We start from the raw sequence: 25,578 nt of genomic DNA, 5'->3' as shown, positions 1-25,578 counted from the left end.
GTCTCCTCGGGCGGAGCGGCCCTCTTAGTGCCGAGGCGGGCCGCGGGGCAACTGGACTTCGTGCCGAGATCGAGCCCGCGGCGCGTCGTCCCGGGCTCGCCGCGCGGCGCCGGACCGGATACCCGGCCGGAACATGCTATGGCGGCCGGCAGCCGGATCCCGATATCCGGCGCTGAAGATCCCTCGATCAGGCGGATACCCGTGCGCGAGACCTTCCACATCGAAGTCCTCGGACCGGAGCCGGACGAGATCCAGACGCGGATCTCCGTGCGGGTCGGCAGCCTGGAGAGCGCGCAGGAGCGGGCCCTGCGGCTGTTCGCCCGCGCCCGGGTGCCGCAGCGCTCGGGCGAGCCGGCCGAGGCGGTCCGGGTGATCGACGGCGCCGGCCGCGAGGTGTTCTATCGGACGCGCTTCGACGCGGGGGATTGAGGCGCGAGGACACCGCCGATGCGCACAGCCCTGATCCTGCCGGTCCTCGTCCTCGCGGCCGGCGCGCTGTTCCTGCGCAGCTACACCCTGCCGCCGGCCCCGGACCGCCGGGGCGGGACCACGCTCCTGCTGACCTGGCCGAACCGCCCGGCCTTCGGCAGCCCCCGGGCCGACTGCCTCGCCGGGCCGCCCGACGAGCCGGTCCTGCCCTGCCTCATCGCCTCCGTCGCCCGGGCGCGGGACGACGGGTACACGCTGCTGCAGCTGCCGTTCTGCGCGACCTGCTACGACCTGTCCGGGCGGATCGCCGTCACGGGCCGCGACGCGGCGGCGACGCGGGCGCGGCTGGAGCAGATCGCCCGCTTCGGATGGTGACACGCGCCCGGGCAACGCGCTCCCGGGCCCGCTCCAGGGTCCGGGCCACCGGGAACAGCGGATCGCGGCCCGCCTCCACCAGCAGATGGGCGATCGGCCGGCGCGCGGTCCAGAAGGTGGTGCCGAGGGCGAAGTCCGGCGGCGCGCAGGAATCAATCCGGTCGATCGGCCAGTCGCCCGCGGCCACCGCCTCGGTCAGCCGGTGGACGAGCTGGACGCCCGGCGCGGTCTCCGGCCGCGTCTCGTCGTTGGCGATCTTCAGCACCCAGGCCTCCCGGCCGGTGACCGGCAGGATCAGGGAGGCCAGGAGCCGGTCGCCCCGGCGCAGGCGCGCGATCCGCACGCCGTCCGCGGCCCCGCGATCGGCCCCGCGATCGGCCCCGAGATCGGCACTGAGATCGGCCAGGGCGGCGCGCAGGAAGGCGATCTCCGCCGGCCGCTGCGCCAGGCTCGTGCCGGCCTGACCCTTCCAGCCGGCGGCCTCCAGGGCGACGTGGGCGTCGAGGGCGGGGCCGAGGTATTTGGGCGCGGCGAGGATCTCGAAGGTCACGGGCCCCCCCGCCTCGAGGCGCGCGCGGGCGCGGCGGAGCTTGCGGCGGCGCTGCCCGGAGAGGTGCCCGAGATAGGAGGCCCGCGCCTCCGGCCCGAGGCCGGTCAGGTCGAGCAGGCCGCGGTCGTGCGGCCAGTACGCGGCGCGGCGCCCGCCACACGCCGTCAGGAGTTCAGGCAGGGGGCCGTCGGTCGGAGCGTTCGGCAGGAGGAGGCGCGGCGGCAGGCCGAGGGCGCCCGGCGCGGCGAGCAGCCCCGCCAGGGCGGCCTCCGGGGCGGCGCCGTCGAGGAGCGGCGCCCCGAACGGGGCGTAGCCGTGGGTCCAGCCCACGAGCAGCGGCAGCGGCACGCCCCAGCGGCGGCGCGACGGCCGGAACGGCCAGGCGGCGAGGAGCCGGGCCCCAGGCGCCTCGGGGGGCCGGTCGGCGACGAGGAGGAGCCGGACGCCCGCCCCGAAGGCGTCGCGGGCCGCCAGGGCGTAGCCCGCCTCGTAGAACGGGTTGCGCACCAGGCTCGCCCGACCCAGGGCCCGCCAGGCCGGGACCCAGGGCGCCGCCCCGTCGAGGGGCCGGACCGCCGCCACGAGCCCGCCGGGAAGCGCGGCCGTGTCCGATGGGGTGTCCGACGCGGGGCCTGCCATCGCGGGACCGTCAGGCCGCGAGACGGTGACGGATCGCGCCGGCGAAGCCGAGCACGTCGTAGCGCCACGCCGTCACCCCGGCGGCGGCGGTGAGCAGGACGAGGCGCAGGGCCTGTCCCGGCGGCAACAGGCCGCCGGGGACCAGGGCGATGCCGGCATTCACCGCGCCGCAGGCCAGCGCGATCCCGGCGATGCCGGCCATGTCGGCGAGCGGCAGCGGCATCGTCGTGCCGGTCCGGCGGGCGCCGAGCACCAGCACGAGGCAGGCCGCGCTCTGGCCGCCCGCGAAGGCGAGGGCCGCCCCGGCGGCGCCGAAGCGCGGGATCAGCAGGAGCGACAGCGCGGCGACGGTGGCGAGGGTCGCGAAGGCGGCGGCCGCCTCCAGGCCACTGGAGCGGGCGAAGTAGATCACCTGCCCGAAATAGTAGGCGCGGAACATCATCAGGATGCTCGCCAGGATCAGCACCGGGGCGAGCTCCCGCGCCTCGGCCCGGTAGTCGGGCCCGAGCAGCACCGCCACGACCAGATCGTCGAAGCACAGGAAGAACACGGCCCCGAAGGCCGCGATCAGCGTCATGGCCCGTGCGGCGTCGCGCAGCACCCCGGAGGCCGCCGCCATCCCGCCCACCCGCGCCTCGCGCTTGGCGATCGAGATCAGCGACAGGGCGATCGCCTCGCCGAACACGATGAAGCTCTGCTTCAGGAAGTCGGCCAGGGCCCCGTAGGCGCCGAGCCCCGCCGGCCCCACCGTCTTGGCGATGATCAGCCGGTCGAGGCTCTGGGCGAGCGCCGCAGTCCCGAAGGACAGCACCAGCGGCCAGCCGTAGGCGAACAGGCGCAGCGCCTCCGCGCGGCTGCCGCGGCCGGGCATCATCGGGGCGATCGTGGCCGCGGCCGGCAGGGAGGCCAGGGCGTTCGCGGCCGCCACCGCGAAGGCGAGGTGCAGGGGATCCTGCGAGAGGTGCAGCGCCAGGCTGCCGAGGGCCAGGATCAGGACGGCGCGGCTCATCACCGAGGCCGCCACCGCCCCGGCCCGCAGGCGGGTGCGGGCGATCTCGGTGGAGCCCTCGAACAGGGTGGTCCCGAAGGCCAGCGCCAGGATCGCGGCCGCCATCCGCGCCGGCATAAGCCCGAGGGCGGCGGCGAGCGCGCTGCCGAGCCCGGCGAGGAGCAGCGTGCCGCCCAGGATCCGCACCACGGTGCCGACCTGCGCGGGCTCGCGCGCCTCGTCGTAGAGGGCGAAGAACGCGAATTTCGGCCACTGGCAGGTCGCCCCGTAGAGCACCAGCGCCCAGGACAGGACGTACAGGTAGGTGCCGTAGCTCTCCACCGGCGCGAGCCGCGTGAACACCGCCACGGAGGCCATGTTCAGGGCGGCCGCGAAGCCCCGCGAGCCGACATAGATCAGGCTGTGCCGGGCGATCATGTCCTAGAACCGGTCAGACGCACCACGACCTCGCACCACGCTGGGACAGACCGGCCCGTGGCGGGAGGTAACGCAGGGACGGCGCGCATGACAGCCCGGGCTCTGCAGGCGGCGTGCCGCCGGCCCCGGCCCTCAGCCCTCGCCCCGCGGGCGGATCAGCGACGTGCCGGTCATCTCGGCCGGCTGGTCCAGTCCCATCAGGTCGAGGAGCGTCGGCGCCACGTCGGCCAGCCGTCCGTCGGCCAGGGTCACGCCGTCGACGCCGACGAGCGCGGCGGGCACCGGGTTGAGGGTGTGAGCGGTGTGCGGCTCGCCGGTCTCGGGATCGCGCATCATCTCGCAATTGCCGTGGTCGGCGGTCACCAGCAGCGCCCCGCCCTGGGCCGTCACCGCCTCGACGACGCGGCCGAGGCAGGTGTCGACGGTCTCCACCGCCTTCACGGCGGCCGCGAGGCTGCCGGTGTGGCCGACCATGTCGGGGTTGGCGAAGTTCAGGATGATGAGGTCGTAGCGCCCGGAGCCGATCGCCTCCACGGCGCGGTCGGTGAGTTCGGGCGCCGACATCTCCGGCTGCAGGTCGTAGGTCGCAACCTTCGGCGAGGGCACGAGGATCGCGTCCTGCCCCGCGAAGGGCTCCTCGCGGCCGCCGTTCATGAAGTAGGTGACGTGCGGGTACTTCTCGGTCTCGGCCATGCGCAGCTGCGCGCGTCCGGCCCGGGCCACGGTCTCGCCGAGGCCGTTGGGCAGGTCGAGGGCCCCGAACAGGGTCTCGGCGAAGGCGTCGATCTCGACGCTGTACTGGACGATCCCCAGGGCGGCGGCGAACCGGACCGTGCGCGCGCGCTCGAAGCCCGCGAAGGCCGGGTCGAGCAGCGCCTCCAGGATCTGCCGGGTCCGGTCGGCGCGGAAGTTGAAGCTCAGGATGCCGTCGCCGTCCCGCATGCCGGCGTAGTCGCCGATGATCGCGGGCCGCATGAACTCGTCGGACACGTCCTGCGCGTAGGACGCGGCGACCGCCTGCCCGGCCCGCTCGAACCGGGTCCCGCGCGCCTCCGTGAGGGCGTCGTAGGCCGTCTGGACCCGCTCCCAGCGCCGGTCGCGGTCCATGCCGAAGTAGCGGCCGCACAGCGTCGCGATGCGGGCGCCCTTCGGGAGGGCGGCCGCGACGTCGGCGATGCAGGTGGCGGCCGAGCGGGGCGGCATGTCGCGCCCGTCGGTGAAGCCGTGGAGCCGGACCGGGATGCCGGCCGTCGTCAGCGCGCGCGCCAGCGCGACGGCGTGGTCCTGGTGCGCGTGGACGCCGCCGGGCGAGAGCAGGCCGACGAGGTGGCAGGTCCCCCCCGACGCGCGCAGCGCCTCGATGAACCGGACCAGGGCCGGGTTCCGGGCGAGGGAGCCGTCGGCGACCGCCGCGTCGATCCGCGGCAGGTCCTGCAGGACGACGCGGCCCGCGCCGATGTTGAGGTGGCCGACCTCGGAATTGCCCATCTGCCCCTTGGGCAGGCCGACATCGGCGCCGAAGGTCGTCAGCCGCGACCGGGGGCGCTCCCGCATCAGACCGTCGAAGACCGGCGTCCTGGCCTGGTGGACGGCGTTGTCGGCCACCGCGTCCCGCAGACCCCAGCCGTCGAGGATCACGAGCATCACGGGACGCGGGGTACTGTCGGGCACGGTCACAACTCTCCTGGGCTGCCGCGCGCGGCGCGCGGCCGGTCTCCGGGCCCTGACGCGGCCGGATCGTTGCGCGTGTCGATAATCGCCTTGGTCGCGCGAGACCACCGCCCCGAAGGGCCAAAGGGCGACGGATGCGAGAGAGCGTCGGGCTTCTGACATGCCCCGGCCGCGCTCCGCACATGGCGGGGCGCGGCTGGCGGGACGCGGCCGGCGGGGCGCGGCCGACGGGGACTCAGGCGGTCAGTTGACGCGCGCCGCGTCGGATCCCGGCGGGAGGCCGAGCAGGCGGCGCTTCCTTCGCAGGGCGGCCCGGAGCAGCGTCCGCCGGTAGCCCGGATAGGACAGGAACCCCGCCGCCCAGGACAGGTGCATGGTCACGGCCGCCGGGCCGCTCATGACCAGGACGGGTTCCCGCGCCTTCAGCGCCAGGGCGAGGCCGCTCAGGACGCAGCCCCCGGCATAGAGCAGCAGCGGGATCAGCAGGGCGGGCATCAGGGCCGCCAGCGGCAGGGCCGCGACGGCGTAGAGCAGGACCAGGGCCGGAAGGATCTGGCGGGCGCGCGGCAGGCTGGCGTGCTTCTCGAGGGTCCGCGCGCAGCCGCGCCCGTAGTGGAGGTACTGCCGGGCGAGGCTGCGGAGGCAGGCGCGCGGGAAGTACGTGATGGCGAGCTCGGCGGCGAGGTAGATCCGCCCGCCCGCCGCGCAGAGCCGCCGGTCGAGTTCGGCATCCTCGTTGTGGGTGAAGGTCTCGTCGTAGCCGCCGACCCGCAGGAACTCGCGCCGGTCGAAGGCCGCGTGGTGGCCGTGGGCGACGTAGCCCGAGATGCCGCCCTGCCGGTGGGCCGAGCCGCCGTTGCCGAGGCGGCTGTTCTGCGCCGCCGCGATCGCCCTCTGCAGCGGCGTGACCCCGACGGTCCGCAGCGGCACGACCACAGAGACGGCCTGGCGCAGGCGCATCGTGCCGACGAGGTTCTGCACGAATCCCTTCGGATAGACGGCGTGGCAATCGGCGCGGACGAGGTAGGCGGAGGCGGGATGCGCCAGCCGCGCGGCGAGGTTGATCGCCGCCGCCTGGATGCGGCGCTCGTTGTGGACGAGCCGGATGCGGGGGTCGCGGGCGCTCAGGGCGGCGACGATCGCGCAGGTGTCGTCGCGACTGCCGCCGTCCAGCACCAGCAGCTCGCAGGCGATGGCGTCCCGGTCGGGCAGCACCGACGCGATGGCGTCGGCGATGTGCGCGGCCTCGTTCAGGGCCGGCATGGCGATCGTCACGAGCGGAGCGCCGGCGGCGCTCACGGGGTCCTGCATGGCGGTTCTCCCGAAACCTGGTCCCGGTCGCCGGCCGATCAGAGCCGGTCGTCCCGGACGGGGACCGACGCCGCGTGCGGCGCGCCCCCGAGGTCTCATTTGTCGTGATTGGCTACGATTACGGTCGTTGATCACAACCACCACTTCAGTCGGCCGGACCGATACGACGAAAGGTGTAATTCGGACCGCCGCACCGCGATGATAGCCCGTTCCGGTGGGACGACCGGGCGGCACGACTTCCGATTCGCACCGGGTCCCCGAGCTCGACCACGGGCTCAGAGCGTCATGCGGGACCGCCTCGAATGATGAAATCTTTGGATGCGCTTGCCCTCGGCACGTCGGAACGCGGGCCGACCGAACAGCGGACCGACCCGTCGACGCTGCGGGTGACCGAGATCGCGCCCGACGACCGGATCGTCGCCTTCGACGCGGTCGGCCTCTGGCAGTATCGCGACCTGCTGCGTGTCCTGATCCTGCGGGACCTGAAGGTGCTCTACCGGCAGACCGCCATGGGCGCCTCCTGGGCGATCGCGCAGCCGCTCTTCACCGTCCTGATCTTCACGGTGATCTTCGGCCACTTCGCCAAGATCCCCACCGACGGCGCCCCCTACGCACTCTTCGCCGGCAGCGCGGTCGTCCTGTGGACGTACTTCTCCGAGGCGGTGCGGCGCAGCGCCAACGGCCTCGTGGCGGAGGCCGAGCTGATCCGGAAGATCTACTTCCCGCGGCTGGTCATCCCGCTGGCGACGGTGGTGTCGCCGATGGTCGACTTCGCCATCGCGCTCGGCGTGCTGCTGGCCCTGATGGCCTGGTACGGGGCGGTGCCGGACTGGCACCTCGTGCTGGCCGTCCCGACCCTGATCGTGACGGCGATGCTCGCCCTCGGGGTGAGCCTCTGGCTCGGGCCGATCAACGTCCGCTTCCGGGACATCAAGCACACGCTGCCGTTCGTGATCCAGATCTGGATGTACGCCTCGCCGATCGTCTACGCGTCGAGCATCGTGCCCGCCTCGGTGCGCTGGATCTACGCGCTCAACCCGATGGTCGGCCTGATCGAGGCGTTCCGGTTCGCCATCCTGGGCGGCACGCCGCCCGACGCCTTCGCGGTCGCCGTCTCGGTCACGGCCGCCTTCGCCCTGCTCATCAGCGGACTGATCTTCTTCCAGCGCATGGAGCGCTCCTTCGCGGATGTAATCTGATGTCGATGGCAATCAGCGTTCAGGATATCGGCAAGCAGTACTGGCGCGCCCCCCGCGCCGCGCACCAGAACTCGCTGCGCGACGCGCTCAGCGAGGGCGTCCGCGGCCTGGTGACCCGCCGCGCGGCGGCGCGCCCGTCGCAGGAGAGCTTCTGGGCGCTGAAGGAGGTCAGCTTCGGCATCCGGCACGGCGAGAATGTCGGCATCATCGGCCTCAACGGCGCCGGCAAGAGCACGCTCCTCAAGCTCCTGTCGCGGATCGCCGCGCCGACCACCGGCCGGATCCGCCTCGAGGGCCGGGTCGGGGCCCTGCTCGAGGTCGGCACCGGTTTCCACCGGGAGCTGACCGGCCGCGAGAACATCTTCCTCTACGGCTCGATCCTCGGGATGGACCGTCGGGAGATCGCCGCGAAGTTCGACGCGATCGTCGCCTTCTCGGAGATCGGCGACTTCATCGACATGCCGGTGAAGCGCTACTCCAGCGGCATGTATGTCCGGCTGGCCTTCTCGGTCGCCGCGCATCTCGAGCCCGACATCCTGCTCCTCGACGAGGTGCTGGCGGTGGGCGACTACACCTTCCAGCGCAAGTGCATGGACTTCGCCCGGCGCCTCCAGGGCAAGGGTTCGACGATCCTGCTGGTCTCGCACAACATGTTCAGCATCAAGACCATGTGCGAGCGGGTGATCTACATCAAGGGCGGCCGCGTCGCCTATGACGGCCCCACCGACGAGGGCCTGACCCACTACGAGCGGGACAGCTACCTCGCCGACACCGCGTGGTTCCGCCCCGACACCGGCGACCTGCCGGTCCGGATCAGCGACGTGACGATCGCCGACGAATCCGGCGCGCCGCGGACGCTGTTCCGCCACGGCGAGCGGATGCGGATCCGGGCCCGCTACAGCGCCGCCGAGCCGATCGCCGACCCGCACGTCCTGTTCTCGATCACCCGGTCCGACGAGCTGCTCTGCTGCAATTTCAGCACCCAGGCGGACGGCACCGGCCTGACCGCCCTCGCGGGCGAGGGCGAGGTGGAGCTGCTGACGCCGCCGCTGACCCTGACCGCCGACACCTACACGGTCTCGATGGTGGTCCGGCAGCGCGGCTTCGAGCGGCTCCTCGCGGCCAAGATCGGCGGCCGCTTCCATATCGAGCACCCCGTCTTCGCGCCGGACGTCTTCGGCGTGTTCCACGAGGCGGGGACCTGGACAACGAACGGCGCCGCGTCGCAGCGCTGAGGCCCGGAGGGCGTGATGGTCAAAGGCGCGTTTGAACCCGTCCGTGACAGCGACGGCGAAACCGCGGGCGGAACGGCGTCCCGCGCCGGGCGGATCCGGTCGAACTTCGCGGCCTTCGATGCCCGGGTGCGGCACGCGGGCCGTCTCGCGGCGGCCGGCAACCATGCCGGCGCGGCCGTGGAGACCGCCATCGCGGCGACCCTGGCGGCGCACCGGCACTGCGGCGTGTTCGCGAGCCCGCGCCTCGAACGGTTGATGACCGGGATCGGCCGGACCCTCGACGGCGGCGGCCCGGACCGCGCGCGGGCCGACGGGGCTCCGTACCGGCGCGTCCTCCACGTCTGCACGCAGCTCGCCCCGGTGGGCGGCCTCACCAAGATGCTCGCGCTCTGGATCGGCGCCGACCGCAACCGGGTCAACGGCGTCGCCCTGACCCAGCATCGCGGCCCGGTCGACGGGCGGATCACCGCCGCGGTGCGCGAGAGCGGCGGCGGGATCCACCACCTGAACCACCACAAGGGCGACAAGCTCGCCTGGGCGCGGGAGCTGCGCCAGATCGCGCGCGGCTACGACGTCGTCGTCCTGCACATCCACTGCGAGGACGTGGTCCCGCTGATCGCCTTCGCGGATCCGGCGAAGAGCCCGCCGGTCCTGCTCCTCAACCACGCCGACCACCTGTTCTGGATCGGGACGCGGATCAGCCACGCGGTGATCAACCTGCGCGAGGCCGCGCGCCGGCTCGCCGTCACGCGGCGCGGCGTCGATCCGGCCCGCAGCCTCCTGCTGCCGACCCTGATCACCCTGCCCGAGCGCCAGCGCGCTCGCAGCGCGGCCAAGCAGGCCCTGGGCGTCCCGGAGGACAGCGTCCTCCTGGTCTCGGTGGCCCGGGGGGCCAAGTACCGCAACGTCGGGCCGGTCACCTACGCGGATCGCCACGTCGACCTGCTCGCGGCACATCCGCAGGCCCGGCTCATCGTGGTCGGCCCCGGCGAGCGGGCCGACTGGGAACGGGCCCGGGCCGCCACCGGCGGGCGCATCACGGCCCATCCCGAGCTGTCGGACCCGCGGGTCTTCTTCGAGGCGGCCGACATCTACGTCGATTCCTACCCGTTCGTGTCGTCGACCTCGATGCTGGAGGCCGCCGCCTACGGGCTGCCGCTGGTCACGCGGTTCGAGGCGCCCGCGGCGGCGGAGATCGTGGCGATCAACCATCCGGGGCTCGACGTCACGGCCCGGGTCGCCCACGACCAGGCCGCCTACGAGGCCCACCTCACGGCGCTCATCACCGACGCCGCGGCGCGGGACGCCGCGGGCGCCGAGAGCGCCGCCGCGGTCGCGGGCCTCTACGCGCCGGCCGCCTGGCTGGCGGGACTCGACGCGATCTACGCGCAGGCGCTGGCCCTGCCCCGCCTGCTCCCGGAGGCCGGCGCGCCCGGCCCGGCCGAGGCGCCCCATCTCGGCGAGCCCGACCTGCGCCACCAGGACATGTTCGGCTCGGACTTCCCCGTGTCGGAGATGACCAAGAACTACATCGGCATGCTGCCGCTGCGCCAGCGCGTCGCCTCCTGGCTGGCCCTGCGTCGCGCCGGCGACTTCTCCGGCCTCTGGGAGCCGGTGCGGCTTCTCCTCCCGGAATGGCTGGTCCGCAACGTGAAGGACCGGTTCGGCCCGATGCGGCTCCGGGCGCAGATCCCCGGCGCCTGAGGCCGCCCCCGGGCCCGGGTGGCCGCGGATCGGTCACGCCGGACGGCGCGCGCGTCGCGGGAGGCCCGGTTCGCCCGCCCGCGCCTCCACAGCCCTCACCGGTCTGCGTGACGCAGGCCCGCGCGCCGCCGCAGGGGCGGCGGAGCCGCCAGGACCGCGCGGAATTCTGGGCGGCCCGCCGAACACCACAGGGACAGCGCGAGCGCGCTCCGCGGCGCGGGCCCCGGGAGGGTCCGCGCCGCGGAGCGACAGCCTTGTCGGGCTCAGCGCGTCCTCGTCCTCGGCTCAGCGCGTCTTCGGGTCGGCGGTCAGCGGCCGCGCGGCCGCCCCGGCGGCCAGCGCCAGCAGGGCCGCGCGCACGCGCGTCGGCCGGAAGGCCTGCCGGATCGCCCGGTGCGGCATCAGGCGGACAGCCGTGAGGAACGCCCCCGCGGCGGCGCGGCGATCGCCGCGGGCCATGTGGGCCTCGGTGGCGTCCAGCAGGGCGTCGTAGTAGCCCTGCACAGTCCCGAAATAGAGCCGCAGGGCCGCGAGACGCGAGACGCCGAGCGCCGGCGCGTGGCGTCGGAAGACGAGGCGGGTGAAGTGGATCCGGCGGGCGATCAGGCGGTCGAAGGTCCCGGCCGGACGCTGCCGGAAATGCACGCAGGGCGCGGCGACGAAGCCGACGCCGTGGCCGCGGACGGCGCGCAGCTGCCAGTCCCAGTCCTGATCGCCGAGCAGGGCCTCGTCGAACAGGCCGATCGCGTCCACGACGGTCCGGCGCACCACCGTCGCCCCGATCTGCGGGAAGTAGCCGCTCAGCATGCGGCGCAGCAGCGCGCCCTTGTCGGTCGGAAGTTCCGGCGGCCAGGGGCCGTAGGTCGGCACGAGGTCGTGGTCGGCGGTGACGATCTGCCCGAACACGACCCCGAGCTCCGGATCGGCCTCGAACAGGCGCAGATGCTCCCGGATATGCGCCGGCTGCCAGACGTCGTCGTCGTCGAGGAACGCCACGTAGGGCGCGCTCGCCCGGGTCAGGCCGGCATTGCGGGCCGCGCCGGCGCCGGGCCGGTCGACGGGGACGTGGATCGCGCCGAACGCGGCGGCGACCTCGGCGGCGGGGCCCGCCGCGCCGTTGTCGCCGACGATGATCTCGAAGGCGAGGTCGGGGCCTTCCAGGGCGCGGATGCTCGCCAGGGCCTCGCGCAGGAAGGCGGGCCGGTTGCAGGTGGGCACCACGACGGAGACGCGGCGCTGCGCGGGTCGATTCATACCCACTCCTCCCAGGCGTCGTAGGCGCCCCGGAGCAGGGCACCGAAGACCAGATCGTTGTCGAACTGCGTGACGAAGCTGCGCGCCACGGTTCCGGCGGGACGGGTCTCCACCGCCTGCGCGTAGACGATCCGGTAGCCCGCCTCCCGGGCCGCGTGGGCGGCCGCCCGCGTCCAGTTCGCCGACTGCCCCAGGGGGATCGCGAAGGAGTCGGGCAGGAGGCCGAGGCGGGCCCCGATGGCGCGCCGGGATTCCTCCAGCTCCTCGGCCGCCTCTTCCGCGCTGAGGCGCCCGAAATTCGGGTGGGTGACGGAATGGCTGCCGATCTCGACCCCGTTGGCGGCCAGCGCCTCGATGGCGCCCCAGCCGAGGACACCCGGCGGCGCGCTCTCGGGCCGGTCGAGCCAGCCCGACACGATGAACAGGGTCCAGGGGATCCCGAGATCGCTGAGGACCGGCGCCGCCCCGCTGAGGACGCTGCGCCAGCCGTCGTCGAAGGTGATGGCGAGATCCCGCGCGCCGCCGCGCCCGTCGGCGATCGTGGCCGCCGGCACGAAGCGGTAGCCGAGACCGAGCGCGCGCTCGAGCTGGTGGCGGAAGCGCGCGGGAGAGACGTCGTTGACGCCGCATTCCGCCTGGCCCACCGAGTGGTAGCAGAGGATGCGGCCGCCCGGCGCCGGGCGCCGGATCCGGGCGAGGGCGAGCGTCGTGCGCTCGCAGGCCATCCGGGCGGCGGCGACGCGCGGGCGCGTCAGGCCGACCGTCCGGGCGAGGCTCTTGACCGGTGCGGGGATCATCGCAGGGCGTCGCGCAGGCCGTCGACGACCTGGTCCTGCTCCGCCTCCGTCATCGCCGCGTAGAGCGGCAGCAGGATCGCGTGGTCGCGCGCCCGCTCGGATTCGGGCAGGGCGAACCGCCGCGGCGCCTCGGCGTAGGGCGGCTCCAGATGCGCGCACATGATGCCCCGGCGGGTGGCGATGCCGCGGTCGAGCATCGCCTGCATGACCGCCTGCTGGTCCGCGTCGTCCGGGAGGCGGACGCAGTAGCTCTGCCAGTTGCTGCGCAGCCCCATCGGCTCGGGCGGCGGCGTCACCCCGGGGAGGTCGGCCAGCCGCGCGCGGTAGCCGTCGGCGAGGGCGCGGCGCCGGGCGATCAGGTCGGGCAGTCGCTTCAGCTGCTCCCGGCCGATGGCCGCCTGCACGTCCGTCATCCGGTAGTTGAAGCCCGCGATGGAGTACGCCTCGACCACCACCTTGGCGCTGCCGTGGCGGGCGATGTCGGAGACGCTCATCCCGTGCTGGCGCAGCAGCCGGAAGGTCCGGTCCCACGCGGCGTTGGCGGTGGTGATCATGCCGCCGTCGCCGGTGGTCAGCACCTTGCGCGGGTGGAACGAGAAGCAGGCGATGTCGCCCGCCGGGCTGCCGATCGGCCGCCAGACGTCGCCCTGGAGCCGCTCGGAGCCGATGGCGCAGGCGGCGTCCTCGATCACCGGGATGCCGGAGCGGCGCCCGATCGCGGCGATCGCCTCCAGGTCGCAGGGCATGCCCATCTGGTGGACGCAGACGATCGCCTTCGTCTTCTCGGTGATCGCCGCCGCGGCGGCGTCCGGGGCCATGTTGTAGGTCGCCGGGTCGATGTCGACGAAGATCGGCGTCGCCCCGCACTGGGCGATGGCGTTGGCGGTGGCGATGAAGCTGTGGCTCACCGTCACCACCTCGTCGCCGGGGCCGACCCCGACGGCGAGCAGGGCGAGATGCAGCGCGGTGGTGCAGTTCGAGACCGCGCAGGCGTGGGGCGCGCCGACGATCGCGGCGAACTCCGTCTCGAAGGCCGCGACCTGCGGCCCCTGGGTCAGCCATCCGGAGCGGACGACGGCGGCGGCGGCCTCGGCCTCGGGGGCGCCGACTTCGGGCTTGGCGATCGGGATCATGCGAGCGCCCGCCGCAGGTGATCCGAGCGGGACTCGTCCTGCCACCAGGCGACGAGGTCGGCGAGGCCCTCGGCCGCCCCGATCTTCGCCTCGAAGCCGATCAGCTCCTTGGCGAGGCTCGTGTCGCAGAGGCGCCGGGGCACCGGGTTCACGGCCCGCTCGGCCTCGTGGACCAGCGGCGTGCCGTCCCGGCCCATGATCCGGGTGAGGTGGCCGGCGAGGTCGACCAGCGAGGTCTCGACGCCGGTGCCGACGTTGAGCACCACGTCGGTGGCGGGCGAGATCGCCGACAGGATGTTGGCCCGGGCGATGTCGCGGACATGGACGAGGTCCATGGTCTGCAGGCCGTCGCCGAACACGATCGGCGACTGGCCCTCGGCCAGGCGCTGCATCCAGCGGACCATGACCTCGGTGTAGCGGCCGGTCAGGTCCATCCGCGGGCCGTAGGCGTTGAAGTACCGGAGCGCCACGTAGTCGAGCCCGTGCATGTCGTTGAACGAGCGCAGGAGGCCCTCGCCGAAGGACTTGGCGGCGCCGTACAGGGTCCGGTTGTCGTAGGGGTGGTGCTTCTCGGTCGTCGGGAAGACCTCCGCCATCCCGTAGACCGAGGCCGAGGAGGCCATCACGACCTTGGCGACGCCGGCCTCGACGCAGCTCTCCAGCAGGTTGAAGGTCGCGGCGGCCATCACCTCGAAGGCGTGGCGGGGCTCCGCGGCGCACTGCGTGATCCGGAGGGCCGCCTGGTGGAACACCACGTCGGTGCCCTTGACCAGCGTGTCCATCAGGGCGCGGTCGCGGATGTCGCCCTGGACGAGGCGGACGCGGCCGGAGCCGAGGGCGTCCCCGAGATTCTCGGGGCGGCCGCGGATCATGTTGTCGATGGCCACGATCTCGTCGCAGCCGGCTTCGACCAGCAGGTCGATGATGTGGGAGCCGATGAAGCCCGATCCGCCCGTGACCAGGATCCGGGTCCCGCGCAGGTCGCCGCTGAACCGGCTTCCCTTGGTGACCTCACGCAGCTTGGGCATCGGCGACCTCGCAGTAGCTGGCGACGGCCCGGCAGACGGTGTCGATCTGCGCGGACGTCATCTCGGGGAACATCGGGAGGGACAGGGTCCGGGCGGCCTGCCGCTCGGTGACCGGCAGGCGGCCGGCGCCGTCGTCGAGGTGGCTGTAGGCGGGCTGCCGGTGGACCGGGACGGGGTAGTGGATGCCGGTGGCGATGCCGGCCGCGTTGAGGTACTGGCGCAGGCCCTCGCGGTCCGCCGTCGACACGGCGTAGACGTGGAACACGTGGTCGAGGCCGGCGGGGGCCGGAAGCTCCAGGCCGAGGCCCGCGAGCCGCGCCCCGTACTCCGCCGCCACCGCCTGGCGGGCGCGGGTCCAGCCCTCCAAGTGCGGGAGCTTGACCCCCAGCACCGCGCCCTGGACGCCGTCCATGCGCAGGTTGAAGCCGTGGCGGACGTGGTTGTACTTGCCCTGCTGGCCCCAGTCGCGCAGGCAGCGGGCCGCCTCGGCGAGGTCGTCCCGGTCCGTGACGATGGCGCCGCCCTCGCCGTAGGCCCCGAGATTCTTGCCGGGATAGAAGCTGAAGCAGCCGAGATCCCCGATCGTGCCGGCCTTGCGGCCGCCGCGCTCGGCGAGATGCGCCTGGGCGGCGTCCTCGACGAGGGCGATCCCGTGGCGCCGGGCGATGGCGCCGAGCGCGTCGAGATCGGCCATCCGGCCGTGGAGGTGCACCGGCAGGATCGCCTTGGTGCGGGGCGTGATCGCCGCCTCGACCAGGGCCGGGTCCATGGTCCAGTCGACCGGGTCGATGTCGACGAGGACCGGAGTGGCGCCGGCGTACAGCACCGCCGCGACCGTCGCCACGAAGGTCGACGAGACCGTGATCACCTCGTCGCCCGGACCGATGTCGAGGGCGAGGAGGGCGAGGTGCAAGGCCGCGGTGCCGCTGCTGACGGCGACCGCGTGGCGGGCGCCGCAGGCTTCGGCGAAGGCCGCCTCGAAGGCGCTGACCGCCGGGCCGAGGACGAAGTCGCCGCTGCGCAGGACGTTGAGGACCGCGGTCTCGACGTCGCCGCCGATCGCCGCGTACTGCGCCTTGAGGTCGAGGAAGGGGATCACGAGGCCCTCGCAAGTGGCATGAGGTCGATGGGGGTGCCGTTCTGGCGCAGGGAGCGCATGGCGGCTTCGAGCATCTCGACGACGCGCAGGCCGCTGTGGCCGTCGGTCATGGGCGCGGTGCCGTTCTCGATGGAGTCGGCGAAGTGCTCGATCTCGACGATCAGCGCCTCGCGGAAGGACAGGTGCGGCGACCACATGTCGCCGGTCCGGTAGGAGACCATCAGCTCGGTGATGTCGTCCGAGCCGCCGCCGACCGTGACGCCGCGGTCGTAGACCTTGACCTTCTCGATCGGGTCGAGGTCGTTGTAGACGATCATCTTCTTGCTGCCGCCGATCAGCGTCTGCCGCACCTTCACGGGCGCGAGCCAGTTGACGTTGATCTGCGCGACGACGCCGCGCGGGTAGAAGACGGTCAGGTGGGCCATGTTCTCGGGGCGGCCGCTGAAATGGCCGGTGCCGCTCGCCGAGATCGCCACCGGGGCGAGGTCCAGGATGTGGTCGAGGATGGCGAGGTCGTGGACCGCCAGGTCCCAGATCACGTTCACGTCGCGCTGGAACAGGCCGAGGTTCACCCGGGTCGAGTCGTAGTAGAACACGTCGCCGATGGCGTCGGTCGTGATGAGTTCGTGGATCTTCTCGACCGCGCCCGTGTAGACGAAGGTGTGGTCCACCATCAGCCGCAGGTTGCGCTTGGCCGCCTCCTCGATCAGCAGCCGGGCCTCGAAGGCCGAGGGCGTGATCGGCTTCTCGATGAAGACGTGCTTGCCGGCCCGCAGCGCGTTGATGGCGATCTCGAAGTGCGAGCTCACCGGCGTCGCCACCATGACGGCGTCGATCGCGGGATCGGCCACGAGGTCGCGCCAGTCCTGATGGAGCTGGACGGCGGGGTAGCGCTTGCCGGCCCGGCCAAGCGCGGCGGGCGACTGGTCGGCGATGGCCACCAGCTGGCAGCGCTCGCTCTCCGAGGTGCACCGGGCGAGGTTCGGCCCCCAGTAGCCGTATCCGACGATACCGATCGAGATCATGACTGCATTCCCCTCAAGCAACCTGCAGAGGCTCGGCCGGCTCGGGCCGCGGCGACTGGACGGAACGGGCGCGCGCGGCGCTCTCGGCGCGCTTGGTGCGGGTGTCGCCGACGACCCGCGCGGGGCATCCGGCGACGATGGCGAAGGCCGGGACGTCCCGGGTGACGACGGCACCGGCGCCGACCAGGGCGCCCTCGCCGATGGTGATCCCCGCCACGATGGTGGCGTTGGAGCCGATGGAGGCGCGGGCCTCGACCACGGTCTCGACGAGCTCCCACTCGCCGTCCCGCTTCAGGCTCCCGTCCGCGTTGGTGGCTTCCGGGTAGAGCTCGTTGGTGAAGACCACGCCGTGGCCGACGAACACCTCGGCCCCGATCGAGACGCCCGCGCAGATGAAGCTGTGCGAGGAGATCTTGCAGCGCGGGCCGATCCGGCTGCCGCGCTGGATCTCCACGAAGGGGCCGATGCGCGAACCGCTTTCGATTCGGCATCCATAAATATTGACTAGATCCGGGTAGAAGATCCCCACATCCGCCCCAATATCTGCATCGGTAATCGGCATACCCGCCGCTCCTTCCGCCGAACTTCTGTGCGTCAAAACTGCACAGAGCTGCGGACGGCCGGGAACCCAGGCTTTCGATGCGGTTCGTCCGTCGAAAGGCGAACGGCGCCCATCCGGGGTGGCCCCTCCCGGCCCCGGCGCGCCCTTCGGGTCACGGGGCCTACGCCGAAAGGCGAAGCCCCCGCCCCGGCAAGGATGCCCGCGCCCGCCATTTGGAGGAGTCCCGGCTGGCTCGGCCGTTACGCATCATGCCGTCTCAGCCCTCATGAGCCCGTGAGGCCGGCGCGGTCCTGCCGCTCGACCGCCGCGCCCGGGTTCCGAGGGCGAGCCTTAAGGGGACGATGCGTGTCGAAGATGTCGACGAAGACCGCGGCAACCCGCGCCACCGCCCGCGCCGGCCGCGCCGGTCTCGCGGCGTGCCTGCTCGCCGTGTCGGCGCTGCCGGCGGCCGCGGAGTACCGCATCGGGCCCGGCGACACGATCGAGGTCACGGCCCTCAGCATCCCGACCTTCAAGCAGGAGGCGACGGTCTCTACCGACGGCACCGTCATGGTCCCGCTGCTCGGGGACGTCCCGGCCGCCGGGCTCACCGTCGCGGAGCTGCGCCAGAGCCTGCAGAAGTCGCTGCCCGCCAAAGCGGTGCGGCAGCGCAACTCCGAGGGCAAGGAATCGATCGCCGTGCTCGAGCCCGACGAGATCGGGGTGCGGATCTCGAAGTACCAGCCGGTCTACCTGAGCGGCGACGTGACCAAGCAGGGCGAGCACCCGTTCCATCCGGGCATGACCGTGCGGCAGGCCATCGCCCTGGCGGGCGGCTACAACCTCCTGCGGTTCAGGATGGAGAACCCCGTCGTCGAGACGGCGAACCTGCGCGCCGAGTACGACAGCACCTGGGCGAGCATCCAGCGGGAAGCCGCCACGATCTGGCGCCTGAAGGCGGTCGTCGCCGCGTCGCGGGGCGACAAGTCCCCGCCGCCGGCGGACGTCGCCCCGGGCAGCCGCGTGACCCCGGCGCAGAAGCTCGCCGAGCAGCAGCTCCGGGTGCAGATGACCGACATCGCCAAGGAGAAGGACCACCTGCAGCGCTCCCTCAGCCGGACGCAGACGCAGTTCACCAGCCTCAGCGATCAGCAGGTCAAGGAGAAGGAGGGCGTCACCGCCGACGCCGAGGATTACGACACCGTGCGGGCGCTCTTCCAGCGCGGCGCCGTGGTCACGACCCGGCTGACCGACGCGCGGCGCGCCGTCCTGCTCTCCTCGACCCGCGCGCTGCAGACGACGGTCCAGCTCACCCAGCTCGAGCGCGACAAGAGCGACGTCGCCCGCAAGCTCGAGCGGGTCGACGACGTGCAGGCCATGGACGCCCTGGAGAAGCTCCAGGTCGCGGAGAACAATCTGGCGACGTACCGGTCGCGCCTGAACAGCATCAACGACAAGCTGGTCTATACCGGCGCCCTCCGGGCGCAGCTCCTGTCCGGAAGCCGCGCGCAGGCGGCGATCGCGGTCTTCCGGCAGAGCGGACCGGCCAAGACGCAGATCGACGCCGCCGAGGACACGGAGCTCCTGCCGGGCGACGTCGTGGAGATCGCGCTCAAGCCGGATCCCGCCATGCGGGGCGTCGGCGACGGGGCCGGCCAGAACTGACCCACCCGCCCCGGCTCGACGCGCCCATCGGGCCGAGCCGGCGTCCCCTTTGACGGATAGCGCCCCGAGGCGGTGACCGCCGCGGTGAGGAGAGATCCATGAACCGACACTCGACCAGCGCGTCCTTCCTGCCGATCGGTGCGACCCGCCCCGGTGGGACCGGAGCCTGGCGCGGCCAGCCCTTCTCGCCCGAGACGGAGTCCCAGGTCTCGATCCTGACCATCGCGCGGCAGAACTGGCGGTCGATCCTGGCCTTCGCGGCCGTCGGGCTGGTCTGCGCCGGGATCTACGTCGCGACGGCGCCGGCCATCTTCACGGCCCGGGCCCGCGTCTACATTGAGAGCCGCTCCAGCCCGGTGACGGCCCGCGACACGCCCAATGCCGGGACGCCGCTCGAGATCGCCGAGGTCGAGAGCCAGGTCGAGTACATCCGCTCGGAGAAGATCGCGCTCGCCGCCGTGCACCGGCTCGACGAGTCGGCTCTGAAGGATCTGGCGGCGCCGACGCACCCGCTCGTCGCGAAGGTCCGGGAGTTCGTGAAGGCCGCCAAGAGGGTGCCCCTCCGGCTGATCGGGGCCGAGCGGCCGGTCCAGGAACCCGCCCCCGTCAGCCCGGACCTGCGCCAGGCGCGGACGCTGCGCGAGAACGTCGAGGCCAGCCGCATCGGCGCCGCCTACGTGATCGAGGTCGGCTACAGCGCGGACAATCCCGCCACGGCGGCCGCCGTCGCGAACGCGGTGGCCGGGGCCTATGTCAGCACCGAGCTGGAGAACCGGGCCCAGGTCTGGAAGGTCGCCGGCGAGTGGATGCTGCCGCGCCTGAAGGAACTCCAGCAGCGCGCCAGCCAGGCCTCGCGCGAGGCCCAGACCTACAAGGCCGAGCACACCATCATCGACCTGGGCAAGCGCGGCCTCGTGGGCGAGCAGCAGGTCGAGGAGCTCAACACCGCGGTGGCCGCAGCCCGGTCCAAGACCGTCGACGCCCGCGCGGTGCGCGACCAGATCCGCGGGCTCCTCGATTCCGACATCGCCGATCCCGGGATCACCGAGGCCTTCAAGGACAGCGTCATCATCCAGCTGCGCCGGCAGTACGTCGACCTCGTGCAGCGTGCCGACGACCTGAAGCGCCGCCTCGGCCCCGACCACGAGGCGGTCCAGGCGATCCAGCGGGACATCCTGGCGGCCAAGCAGTCGCTGCGCACCGAGCTCGAGCGCCTCGCCGTGTCCCTCGACCACGATTTCGAGGTCGCCAAGGCCCGCGAGGACAGCATGACGGCCGCCTTCGACGCGCTGATCTCGAAGACGCTGATCATGAGCAACGCCCGGGTCAAGGCGCGGGAGCTCGACCGCACCGCCGAGACCTACGACCAGATCTACACCAACCTGCTCCAGCGCTACATCGACGCCGTCAACCAGCAATCCTATCCGCAGCCCTCCGCCCACGTGATCACGCCCGCGACCGTGCCGGAATCCCCGAGCGCGCCCCGCGGCAGCCTGATCATGCTGCTCGGCCTCCTGGTCGGCACCGGGTTCGGCGTGAGCGGCGCCTTCGCGCGGCACTGGTTCGACCGGACGATCCGCACGCCCCGGCAGCTGACCGGCCACGGCCTGACCTGCCTCGCCGCCCTCCCCGAGCTGCGGCGCGAGCCCGGCTTCCGGGCGGCGCTCGCCCTGGCGCAGGCCCACGCCAACGAGGCGCAGCGTCCGGCCAGCATCGAGGCGTTCCGGGCGAGCGCCGTGCGGTTCATGCCGCAATCGGTGTTCGTCGAGCGCCTGCACAGCCTCAAGGCCCACGTCCTGGGCAGCGACCGCCGCGGCCCGGTCTTCGCGATCGGCGTCACGTCCGTGGGGGCCGGCGCGGGCAAGACCCTGTTCGCGAGCAATCTCGGCCAGCTCCTCGCCCGCGCCCGCTCGAGCTCCGGGCGGGTGCTGATGATCGACGCCGACGTCCGGCAGGGGACGCTCTCGCGGCTCAGCCAGGCCACCGAGCAGCGCGGCCTCCTCGACGTGCTCGCCGGCCGCTGCGGCGCCACCGAGGCGGTCCGCCCCCAGCCCGGCGAGGTCCGCCTGCTCGCCTGCGGCAACCGCCACCCGAACGATCCCCATTTCAGCGATCTGATGACACCGGAGGGCGTCGCCGCGGTGCTGGGGGACGGACGCCCCGCCCTCGACCGCCCCGCCCTCGACCGCGTCGTCGTCGACCTGCCCCCGGTGGACGAGCTCCCCACGCTCCGGCCGCTCCTCGACACGCTCGACGGCCTGATCATCGTGGTGGAGGCGGGCCGGACCAGCATCGACGACGTCGCCGCCGCCGTGCACGATCTCGAGTCGAGCGGCAGCACCGTCCTGGGCGTCGTGCTCAACAAGACCAACGACGGCCAGACGGTCCGGCGCGGCGGCCTCCGCGGCGCGCTGAGCCGCTGGACCGCGGCCCGGCGCAGCGCCCGCGGCGCGACCCAGGCAGCCTCGTGACCGGCCCGCGCGCCGAAGGTCTCGACCGGGTGGCGGCCTTCGTGCCGGCCCGGGCCGCCCCGACCCCGGCCTTCGCGGTTTCCGCGACCCCGCGCGGCCGCCGCGTCGCCTTCTTCGGGCACGACCGGGCCGAGCCCACGGTCCGGAAGCGGGTCGACGCCATCCGGGACGCCGGGTGGTCGGTCATCGTGTACGCCTTCGAGCGGGACCGCCCCGGCGCGGTGCCGGCCGAGGCCCCGGTGGCCGACGACATCGTCCCCCTCGGCCTGACCGTCGACCGTAACTACGCCCGCCGCCTGCCGCGCCTCGCCGTCGGCATCGCCCGGGCGCTGCGCCGCCGGCGCGACCTGCGCGCGGCGGACGTGATCTACGTGCGCAACCTCGACATGGCCCTCGTGGCCTGGACCGCCGCGCGCCTCGCCGGGAGCCGCGCGCGCCTCGTCTACGAGGTGCTCGACATCCAGCGTCTGATGGTGCGGCCGGACGCGCCGGGACGGATCGCCCGCGCGGTCGAGCGCTGGATCCTCGGCCGCAGCGACCTCCTCGTCGTGAGCGCCCCGGACTTCATCGACCGGTACTTCCGGCCGGTCCAGGGCTTCGCCGGCGCGTGGCACCTCCTCGAGAACAAGGTCATGGGCCACCGCCTCGGCGAGGTGACGACCCGGCTCGACCGCACCCGGACGGCGGAACCGCCCTGGGTGATCGGCTGGTTCGGGACGCTGCGCTGCCGCCGGAGCCTGACGATCCTCGCCGCCATCGCGGACGCCCTCGGCGACTCGGTGCGGATCGTCCTGGCCGGGCGCCTCTCCGAGGAGGACATCGCCCCGCGCACCCTGGCGGACACGCTGGACGGCCGGCCGAACATGTCGTTCCGCGGCCCCTACGCCAATCCCCGCGACCTTCCGGAGATCTACAGCGGGATCCACTTCAGTTGGGCCGTCGATTACCTCGATGATGGACTGAATTCGGACTGGCTACTGCCGAACCGGCTCTACGAGGGCGGCCTGTGCGGCGCCCTGACGCTGGCGCGCGCCGCGACGGCGACCGGACGCTACGCGGTGTCGGAGCGCCTGGGCTGGGCGTTTCCCGAGCCGCTCGCCGATTCGGTGACGGCGTTCCTGCGGACGCTCACGCCGGAGGCCTACGCGGAGCGACATGCCGGCCTGCTCGGCCGCGACCTCAGCACGTTCGTCGATGTCGGCGGCATGCGCGATCTCCTGGTCCGGCTGGACTAGAGCCGTGCCCGATCGCGTTGCAATCGGGCACGGCTCTAATCCTTTGTCTCGACGCGCTCTCTCACGCCGAACCGGTATCCACTTCGGCGGAGAGCGCTCTCGATCGCCGCCGCGGCGATTCCGGATCCCGGCAGGGATCCGCCAGTGATTCGCCCGTCGCGTCGGACGGCGCGCGGGGCGGCCTCTCCTCCCGCGGAGCGTGCCGTTTGGTACAGCGCCGCACCGATGAAATCAGTACTCGGACCCCAACAGGGTAAACAACCGAGCACGCATGTTGCCTTTTAGCCTCAGTCAGGTACAGCGGGCCCTCATCCCTCGAATACTCCCGTCACGAATACCTACATCGCACCGAGATCATTGAATTGCCCTCGAAGTCCCACCGATACGACCACGCAACAAGTAGTTCCGAATAAGACAAAGTTTCGATATTCTTAGAACCGACATCTGAGCGACTACATTCGAAAAGATCTTGAATCGGGCCACCACAGACGGCGAATGATCTTGCGAATGCATCTCTCCACCAGCACCGTCGTGCGCAATCAAACAAATCACTATGTACGTACGTAGTGCGCGATGATTGTATTTAGCCCTGCAATTTAAGGGTTAAGATTCAAATAGGGTATTTACAGACGATTTTACGAAAGCTAGCATTGTATCCGTGGTCATCGGCAATCGCCCCAAGGCGACCGGCGCCACCGCGTATCTCAGTGTCACGCCGTCGGCGAGCGCATTGGGTATCCCGTCATCGCTGACATTCGGCTTCCTTCGAAAGGAGGTAATTTTCTATGGCCAGTCTTGGTACTCGAGACGCGCTCACCCTCGTTGAGCGGGACACGGCCGAAAGCCGCCGCGGCTTTTCGGGTGCACATGCCGGTGACAACCCGGTCGTCGTCGAGCAACGGGACCAGTCCCGGGGCCGCGCCAGCCGCATCGTCATCATCGATCGACGCCAGCTCGTCGGCCGATGCCTCGCCGCCTCGCTCAGCGAGGCCGACCGGCAGACGTCGTTCGAAGTCTTCGCGGACATCGAATCGTGGAAGCGGCAGACGCCGTTCGTCGCCGCGAGCGTGGTCGTTCTCTGCCGGCCCGACGGCAACCTGACCGAGACCGAATGGACCGAGATCACGCGGGAACTGGCGTTCCTGCAGGGCGAGGCCGGTGCTCCGCCGGTGGCCGTCATCTCGGACGGCGAGAACCTCGACCAGATCGTGCGGATCATCAAGCTCGGCGTCAAAGGCTACATCCCGACGACGACCTCCGTGGACATCGCCCTGCAGGCGCTCCAGCTCGTGCAGGCCGGCGGCGTCTACATCCCGGCCGAATGCCTCCTCCCCCTGCTGGCCAACATCAAGGTGGACGAGCCGGTCGAGGCCGGGGACGATGACATCTTCTCGCCGCGGCAGCTCTGCGTGGCGCGGGCGCTCCGGAAGGGGACGCCGAACAAGATCATCGCGTACGAACTCAACATGTGCGAGAGCACCGTGAAGGTTCACGTCCGCAACATCATGAAGAAGCTCAAGGCCAAGAACCGGACCGAGGTCGCCTACCTGACCAACAAGTACTTCCTCCGGGAAGATTCCAGCCTGGCGAGCGTGAAGGCCCCGGCGGCCTGATCGCTCGGGCGCCGGCCCCGCCGCGGCGGGGCTGCCCTGGCAGAAATTCGGTCCGGCGCGGCCGGACGGAGCTTCGGGGTCTCCTCGTGGATCGCCTGCCCGGGCGGCCCGCGAGGGGACCCGTTTCGCGTCCGACCGTCCCGCCAAGCGGTCGGCGGATCGGCGCGGCGCCACCGGCCCGGTCCCGACGCCGCGGATCGGCCTCCCCGTCCTCTCGCCCCGCGCGCCGGCGCGGTCACCGCGGCCGGAGCGGCCGCGCGCCGGGTCGCTCGTACGGGGGATCGTCCAGCGGATCGGCGGGGCTTCCGTCCGCCGCCCTCATCGGCGCCGGGCGACGACGGGCGACGACGGGCGACGACAGGCCCGCGTTCCGCGGGCCCGGCCCCGCCTCACGCGGTCCCGGCGACGGCGTCGGCGGGGGGCAGAGCCGGCGGGATCTCGGACTCGTCGCCGGGCTGGTCACCGGGTTCGTCAGGCCGGCCCACGCTGCTGTAGGCGAAGCCGTGCGCCCGGACGTCGGCGGCCCGGTAGACGTTGCGGAGATCCACGAGGACCGGTCGCTGCATCGCCGCCCGCAGCCGGTCGAGGTCGAGGGCCCGGAACGCGTCCCACTCGGTGACGAGGACCAGCGCGTCGGCGCCCTCGGCACAGTGGTAGGCATCCTCCGCGAAGGCGACGCCGGGCAGGAGCGGGCGCGCCTGCTCCATGCCCTCGGGATCGTAGGCGCGGATTACGGCGCCGGCGTCCTGCAGGCCCGCCACGATCGCCAGCGCGGGCGCGTCGCGCATGTCGTCGGTGTTCGGCTTGAAGGTCAGGCCGAGGAGGGCGATCGTCTTGCCCCGCACCGACCCGCCGCAGGCCTTGATCACCTTGCGCGCCATCGCGCGCTTGCGCTGGTCGTTGACCGCCACCACCGTCTCGACCAGCCGCAGCGGCGTGCCCGCGTCCTGCGCGGTCTTGACCAGGGCCAGCGTGTCCTTGGGGAAGCACGAGCCGCCGTAGCCCGGCCCGGCATGCAGGAACTTCGACCCGATCCGGTTGTCCAGGCCGATGCCGCGCGCCACCGCCTGCACGTCCGCGCCCACCGCCTCGCACAGGTCCGCCACCTCGTTGATGAACGTGATCTTCGCCGCGAGGAACGCGTTCGCCGCGTACTTGGTCAGCTCGGCCGTCCGGCG

At 72.5% G+C, this 25,578-nt stretch carries 21 protein-coding genes; 9 read left to right on the top strand and 12 right to left on the bottom strand.

The genetic code is table 11. The features are described from left to right. Positions 1 to 201 precede the first annotated feature (201 nt). Both BM419_RS25455 and BM419_RS25450 read left to right on the top strand, forming a co-directional pair. Positions 202 to 429, top strand: coding sequence for a hypothetical protein (locus BM419_RS25455; RefSeq protein WP_020091174.1), 228 nt, complete (start codon positions 202 to 204; stop codon positions 427 to 429). A gap of 18 nt (positions 430 to 447) precedes the next feature. Then, entirely contained in the window at positions 448 to 804 is a 357-nt protein-coding gene (locus BM419_RS25450) for a hypothetical protein (RefSeq protein ID WP_056526493.1), read from the top strand. Here the strand turns inward: BM419_RS25450 and BM419_RS25445 are convergent. The 4 genes from BM419_RS25445 to BM419_RS25430 all read right to left on the bottom strand — a co-directional run bounded on the left by BM419_RS25445 (position 740) and on the right by BM419_RS25430 (position 6,401). Beyond that, complete coding sequence (locus BM419_RS25445) at positions 740 to 1,993, bottom strand: GNAT family N-acetyltransferase (protein WP_091928066.1); 1,254 nt, start codon at positions 1,991 to 1,993, stop codon at positions 740 to 742. The two genes, BM419_RS25450 and BM419_RS25445, sit on opposite strands and share 65 nt — an antisense overlap. Positions 1,994 to 2,003: 10 nt before the next feature. After that, entirely contained in the window at positions 2,004 to 3,419 is a 1,416-nt protein-coding gene (locus tag BM419_RS25440; RefSeq protein WP_091675739.1) for a lipopolysaccharide biosynthesis protein, read from the bottom strand. Between the two features lie 132 nt (positions 3,420 to 3,551). After that, entirely contained in the window at positions 3,552 to 5,063 is a 1,512-nt protein-coding gene (gene gpmI, locus BM419_RS25435; protein WP_020091178.1) for a 2,3-bisphosphoglycerate-independent phosphoglycerate mutase, read from the bottom strand. A 270-nt stretch (positions 5,064 to 5,333) separates the two neighbouring features. Then, a complete protein-coding gene (locus BM419_RS25430) occupies positions 5,334 to 6,401 on the bottom strand; it encodes a glycosyltransferase family 2 protein (protein ID WP_020091179.1) in 1,068 nt (355 codons plus the stop codon). A gap of 305 nt (positions 6,402 to 6,706) precedes the next feature. On the opposite strand from BM419_RS25430, the gene BM419_RS25425 reads away from it, so the two are divergent. The 3 genes from BM419_RS25425 to BM419_RS25415 are packed head-to-tail and all read left to right on the top strand — an operon-like array spanning position 6,707 to position 10,539. Further along, entirely contained in the window at positions 6,707 to 7,600 is an 894-nt protein-coding gene (locus BM419_RS25425; protein WP_244534881.1) for an ABC transporter permease, read from the top strand. Continuing rightward, positions 7,600 to 8,835: an ABC transporter ATP-binding protein gene (locus tag BM419_RS25420; protein ID WP_091675731.1), complete on the top strand. Its 1,236-nt coding sequence runs from the start codon at positions 7,600 to 7,602 to the stop codon at positions 8,833 to 8,835. Before BM419_RS25425 ends, BM419_RS25420 begins: the two co-directional genes overlap by 1 nt. A 15-nt stretch (positions 8,836 to 8,850) precedes the next feature. Next, positions 8,851 to 10,539, top strand: a complete 1,689-nt coding sequence (locus BM419_RS25415) for a glycosyltransferase (protein WP_091928064.1) — start codon at positions 8,851 to 8,853, stop codon at positions 10,537 to 10,539. A gap of 285 nt (positions 10,540 to 10,824) precedes the next feature. Here BM419_RS25415 and BM419_RS25410 read toward each other — a convergent pair whose 3' ends face one another. The 7 genes from BM419_RS25410 to BM419_RS25380 are packed head-to-tail and all read right to left on the bottom strand — an operon-like array spanning position 10,825 to position 17,437. Further along, positions 10,825 to 11,793 (bottom strand): glycosyltransferase family 2 protein, encoded by a 969-nt coding sequence (locus BM419_RS25410; RefSeq protein ID WP_091928063.1) that lies wholly within the window; start codon positions 11,791 to 11,793, stop codon positions 10,825 to 10,827. Beyond that, positions 11,790 to 12,590, bottom strand: coding sequence for a polysaccharide deacetylase family protein (locus BM419_RS25405; RefSeq protein WP_091928062.1), 801 nt, complete (start codon positions 12,588 to 12,590; stop codon positions 11,790 to 11,792). Before BM419_RS25405 ends, BM419_RS25410 begins: the two co-directional genes overlap by 4 nt. Beyond that, on the bottom strand, positions 12,587 to 13,723 hold the full coding sequence (locus BM419_RS25400) for a DegT/DnrJ/EryC1/StrS family aminotransferase (protein WP_020091185.1): 1,137 nt from the start codon (positions 13,721 to 13,723) through the stop codon (positions 12,587 to 12,589). The genes BM419_RS25405 and BM419_RS25400 overlap by 4 nt, the downstream gene beginning before the upstream one ends. After that, positions 13,720 to 14,751: an NAD-dependent epimerase/dehydratase family protein gene (locus tag BM419_RS25395; protein WP_056524962.1), complete on the bottom strand. Its 1,032-nt coding sequence runs from the start codon at positions 14,749 to 14,751 to the stop codon at positions 13,720 to 13,722. The genes BM419_RS25400 and BM419_RS25395 overlap by 4 nt, the downstream gene beginning before the upstream one ends. Next, a complete protein-coding gene (locus tag BM419_RS25390; RefSeq protein ID WP_091928061.1) occupies positions 14,735 to 15,850 on the bottom strand; it encodes a DegT/DnrJ/EryC1/StrS family aminotransferase in 1,116 nt (371 codons plus the stop codon). The genes BM419_RS25395 and BM419_RS25390 overlap by 17 nt, the downstream gene beginning before the upstream one ends. Further along, on the bottom strand, positions 15,847 to 16,875 hold the full coding sequence (locus BM419_RS25385; protein ID WP_020091188.1) for a Gfo/Idh/MocA family protein: 1,029 nt from the start codon (positions 16,873 to 16,875) through the stop codon (positions 15,847 to 15,849). Before BM419_RS25385 ends, BM419_RS25390 begins: the two co-directional genes overlap by 4 nt. A gap of 13 nt (positions 16,876 to 16,888) precedes the next feature. After that, entirely contained in the window at positions 16,889 to 17,437 is a 549-nt protein-coding gene (locus BM419_RS25380; protein ID WP_026604627.1) for an acyltransferase, read from the bottom strand. Between the two features lie 354 nt (positions 17,438 to 17,791). On the opposite strand from BM419_RS25380, the gene BM419_RS25375 reads away from it, so the two are divergent. The 4 genes from BM419_RS25375 (at position 17,792) to BM419_RS25360 (ending at position 24,400) form a co-directional block, all read left to right on the top strand. Then, the gene (locus BM419_RS25375) at positions 17,792 to 19,081 is read left to right on the top strand and encodes a polysaccharide biosynthesis/export family protein (RefSeq protein WP_091928060.1); all 1,290 of its coding nucleotides are present in this window, start codon (positions 17,792 to 17,794) and stop codon (positions 19,079 to 19,081) included. A gap of 98 nt (positions 19,082 to 19,179) precedes the next feature. Further along, positions 19,180 to 21,552, top strand: a complete 2,373-nt coding sequence (locus tag BM419_RS25370) for a GumC family protein (RefSeq protein ID WP_091928059.1) — start codon at positions 19,180 to 19,182, stop codon at positions 21,550 to 21,552. Next, positions 21,549 to 22,787, top strand: coding sequence for a glycosyltransferase (locus tag BM419_RS25365; protein ID WP_091928058.1), 1,239 nt, complete (start codon positions 21,549 to 21,551; stop codon positions 22,785 to 22,787). Before BM419_RS25370 ends, BM419_RS25365 begins: the two co-directional genes overlap by 4 nt. A gap of 785 nt (positions 22,788 to 23,572) precedes the next feature. Continuing rightward, on the top strand, positions 23,573 to 24,400 hold the full coding sequence (locus BM419_RS25360; protein WP_020091193.1) for a LuxR C-terminal-related transcriptional regulator: 828 nt from the start codon (positions 23,573 to 23,575) through the stop codon (positions 24,398 to 24,400). Positions 24,401 to 24,789: 389 nt separating this feature from the next. Here the strand turns inward: BM419_RS25360 and BM419_RS25355 are convergent. Further along, positions 24,790 to 25,578: UDP-glucose dehydrogenase family protein (locus BM419_RS25355; protein WP_139257111.1), on the bottom strand; the 789-nt coding region annotated here is incomplete at its 5' end.

The sequence above is a fragment of the Methylobacterium sp. yr668 genome (assembly GCF_900116245.1).
GTDB lineage: Bacteria > Pseudomonadota > Alphaproteobacteria > Rhizobiales > Beijerinckiaceae > Methylobacterium.
This window is presented reverse-complemented; position numbering and strand designations above follow the sequence as displayed.

Bases quoted from the DNA above. Each gene is read 5' to 3' on its own strand.
- BM419_RS25395 (WP_056524962.1), bottom strand. From the start codon at position 14,751: ATGCCCAAGCTGCGTGAGGTCACCAAGGGAAGCCGGTTCAGCGGCGAC.
- BM419_RS25400 (WP_020091185.1), bottom strand. From the start codon at position 13,723: ATGATCCCGATCGCCAAGCCCGAAGTCGGCGCCCCCGAGGCCGAGGCC.
- BM419_RS25440 (WP_091675739.1), bottom strand. From the start codon at position 3,419: ATGATCGCCCGGCACAGCCTGATCTATGTCGGCTCGCGGGGCTTCGCG.
- BM419_RS25450 (WP_056526493.1), top strand. From the start codon at position 448: ATGCGCACAGCCCTGATCCTGCCGGTCCTCGTCCTCGCGGCCGGCGCG.
- BM419_RS25410 (WP_091928063.1), bottom strand. From the start codon at position 11,793: ATGAATCGACCCGCGCAGCGCCGCGTCTCCGTCGTGGTGCCCACCTGC.
- BM419_RS25385 (WP_020091188.1), bottom strand. From the start codon at position 16,875: ATGATCTCGATCGGTATCGTCGGATACGGCTACTGGGGGCCGAACCTC.
- gpmI (WP_020091178.1), bottom strand. From the start codon at position 5,063: ATGCTCGTGATCCTCGACGGCTGGGGTCTGCGGGACGCGGTGGCCGAC.
- BM419_RS25375 (WP_091928060.1), top strand. From the start codon at position 17,792: ATGTCGACGAAGACCGCGGCAACCCGCGCCACCGCCCGCGCCGGCCGC.
- BM419_RS25420 (WP_091675731.1), top strand. From the start codon at position 7,600: ATGTCGATGGCAATCAGCGTTCAGGATATCGGCAAGCAGTACTGGCGC.
- BM419_RS25445 (WP_091928066.1), bottom strand. From the start codon at position 1,993: ATGGCAGGCCCCGCGTCGGACACCCCATCGGACACGGCCGCGCTTCCC.
- BM419_RS25360 (WP_020091193.1), top strand. From the start codon at position 23,573: ATGGCCAGTCTTGGTACTCGAGACGCGCTCACCCTCGTTGAGCGGGAC.
- BM419_RS25370 (WP_091928059.1), top strand. From the start codon at position 19,180: ATGAACCGACACTCGACCAGCGCGTCCTTCCTGCCGATCGGTGCGACC.
- BM419_RS25425 (WP_244534881.1), top strand. From the start codon at position 6,707: ATGAAATCTTTGGATGCGCTTGCCCTCGGCACGTCGGAACGCGGGCCG.
- BM419_RS25415 (WP_091928064.1), top strand. From the start codon at position 8,851: ATGGTCAAAGGCGCGTTTGAACCCGTCCGTGACAGCGACGGCGAAACC.
- BM419_RS25380 (WP_026604627.1), bottom strand. From the start codon at position 17,437: ATGCCGATTACCGATGCAGATATTGGGGCGGATGTGGGGATCTTCTAC.
- BM419_RS25430 (WP_020091179.1), bottom strand. From the start codon at position 6,401: ATGCAGGACCCCGTGAGCGCCGCCGGCGCTCCGCTCGTGACGATCGCC.
- BM419_RS25405 (WP_091928062.1), bottom strand. From the start codon at position 12,590: ATGATCCCCGCACCGGTCAAGAGCCTCGCCCGGACGGTCGGCCTGACG.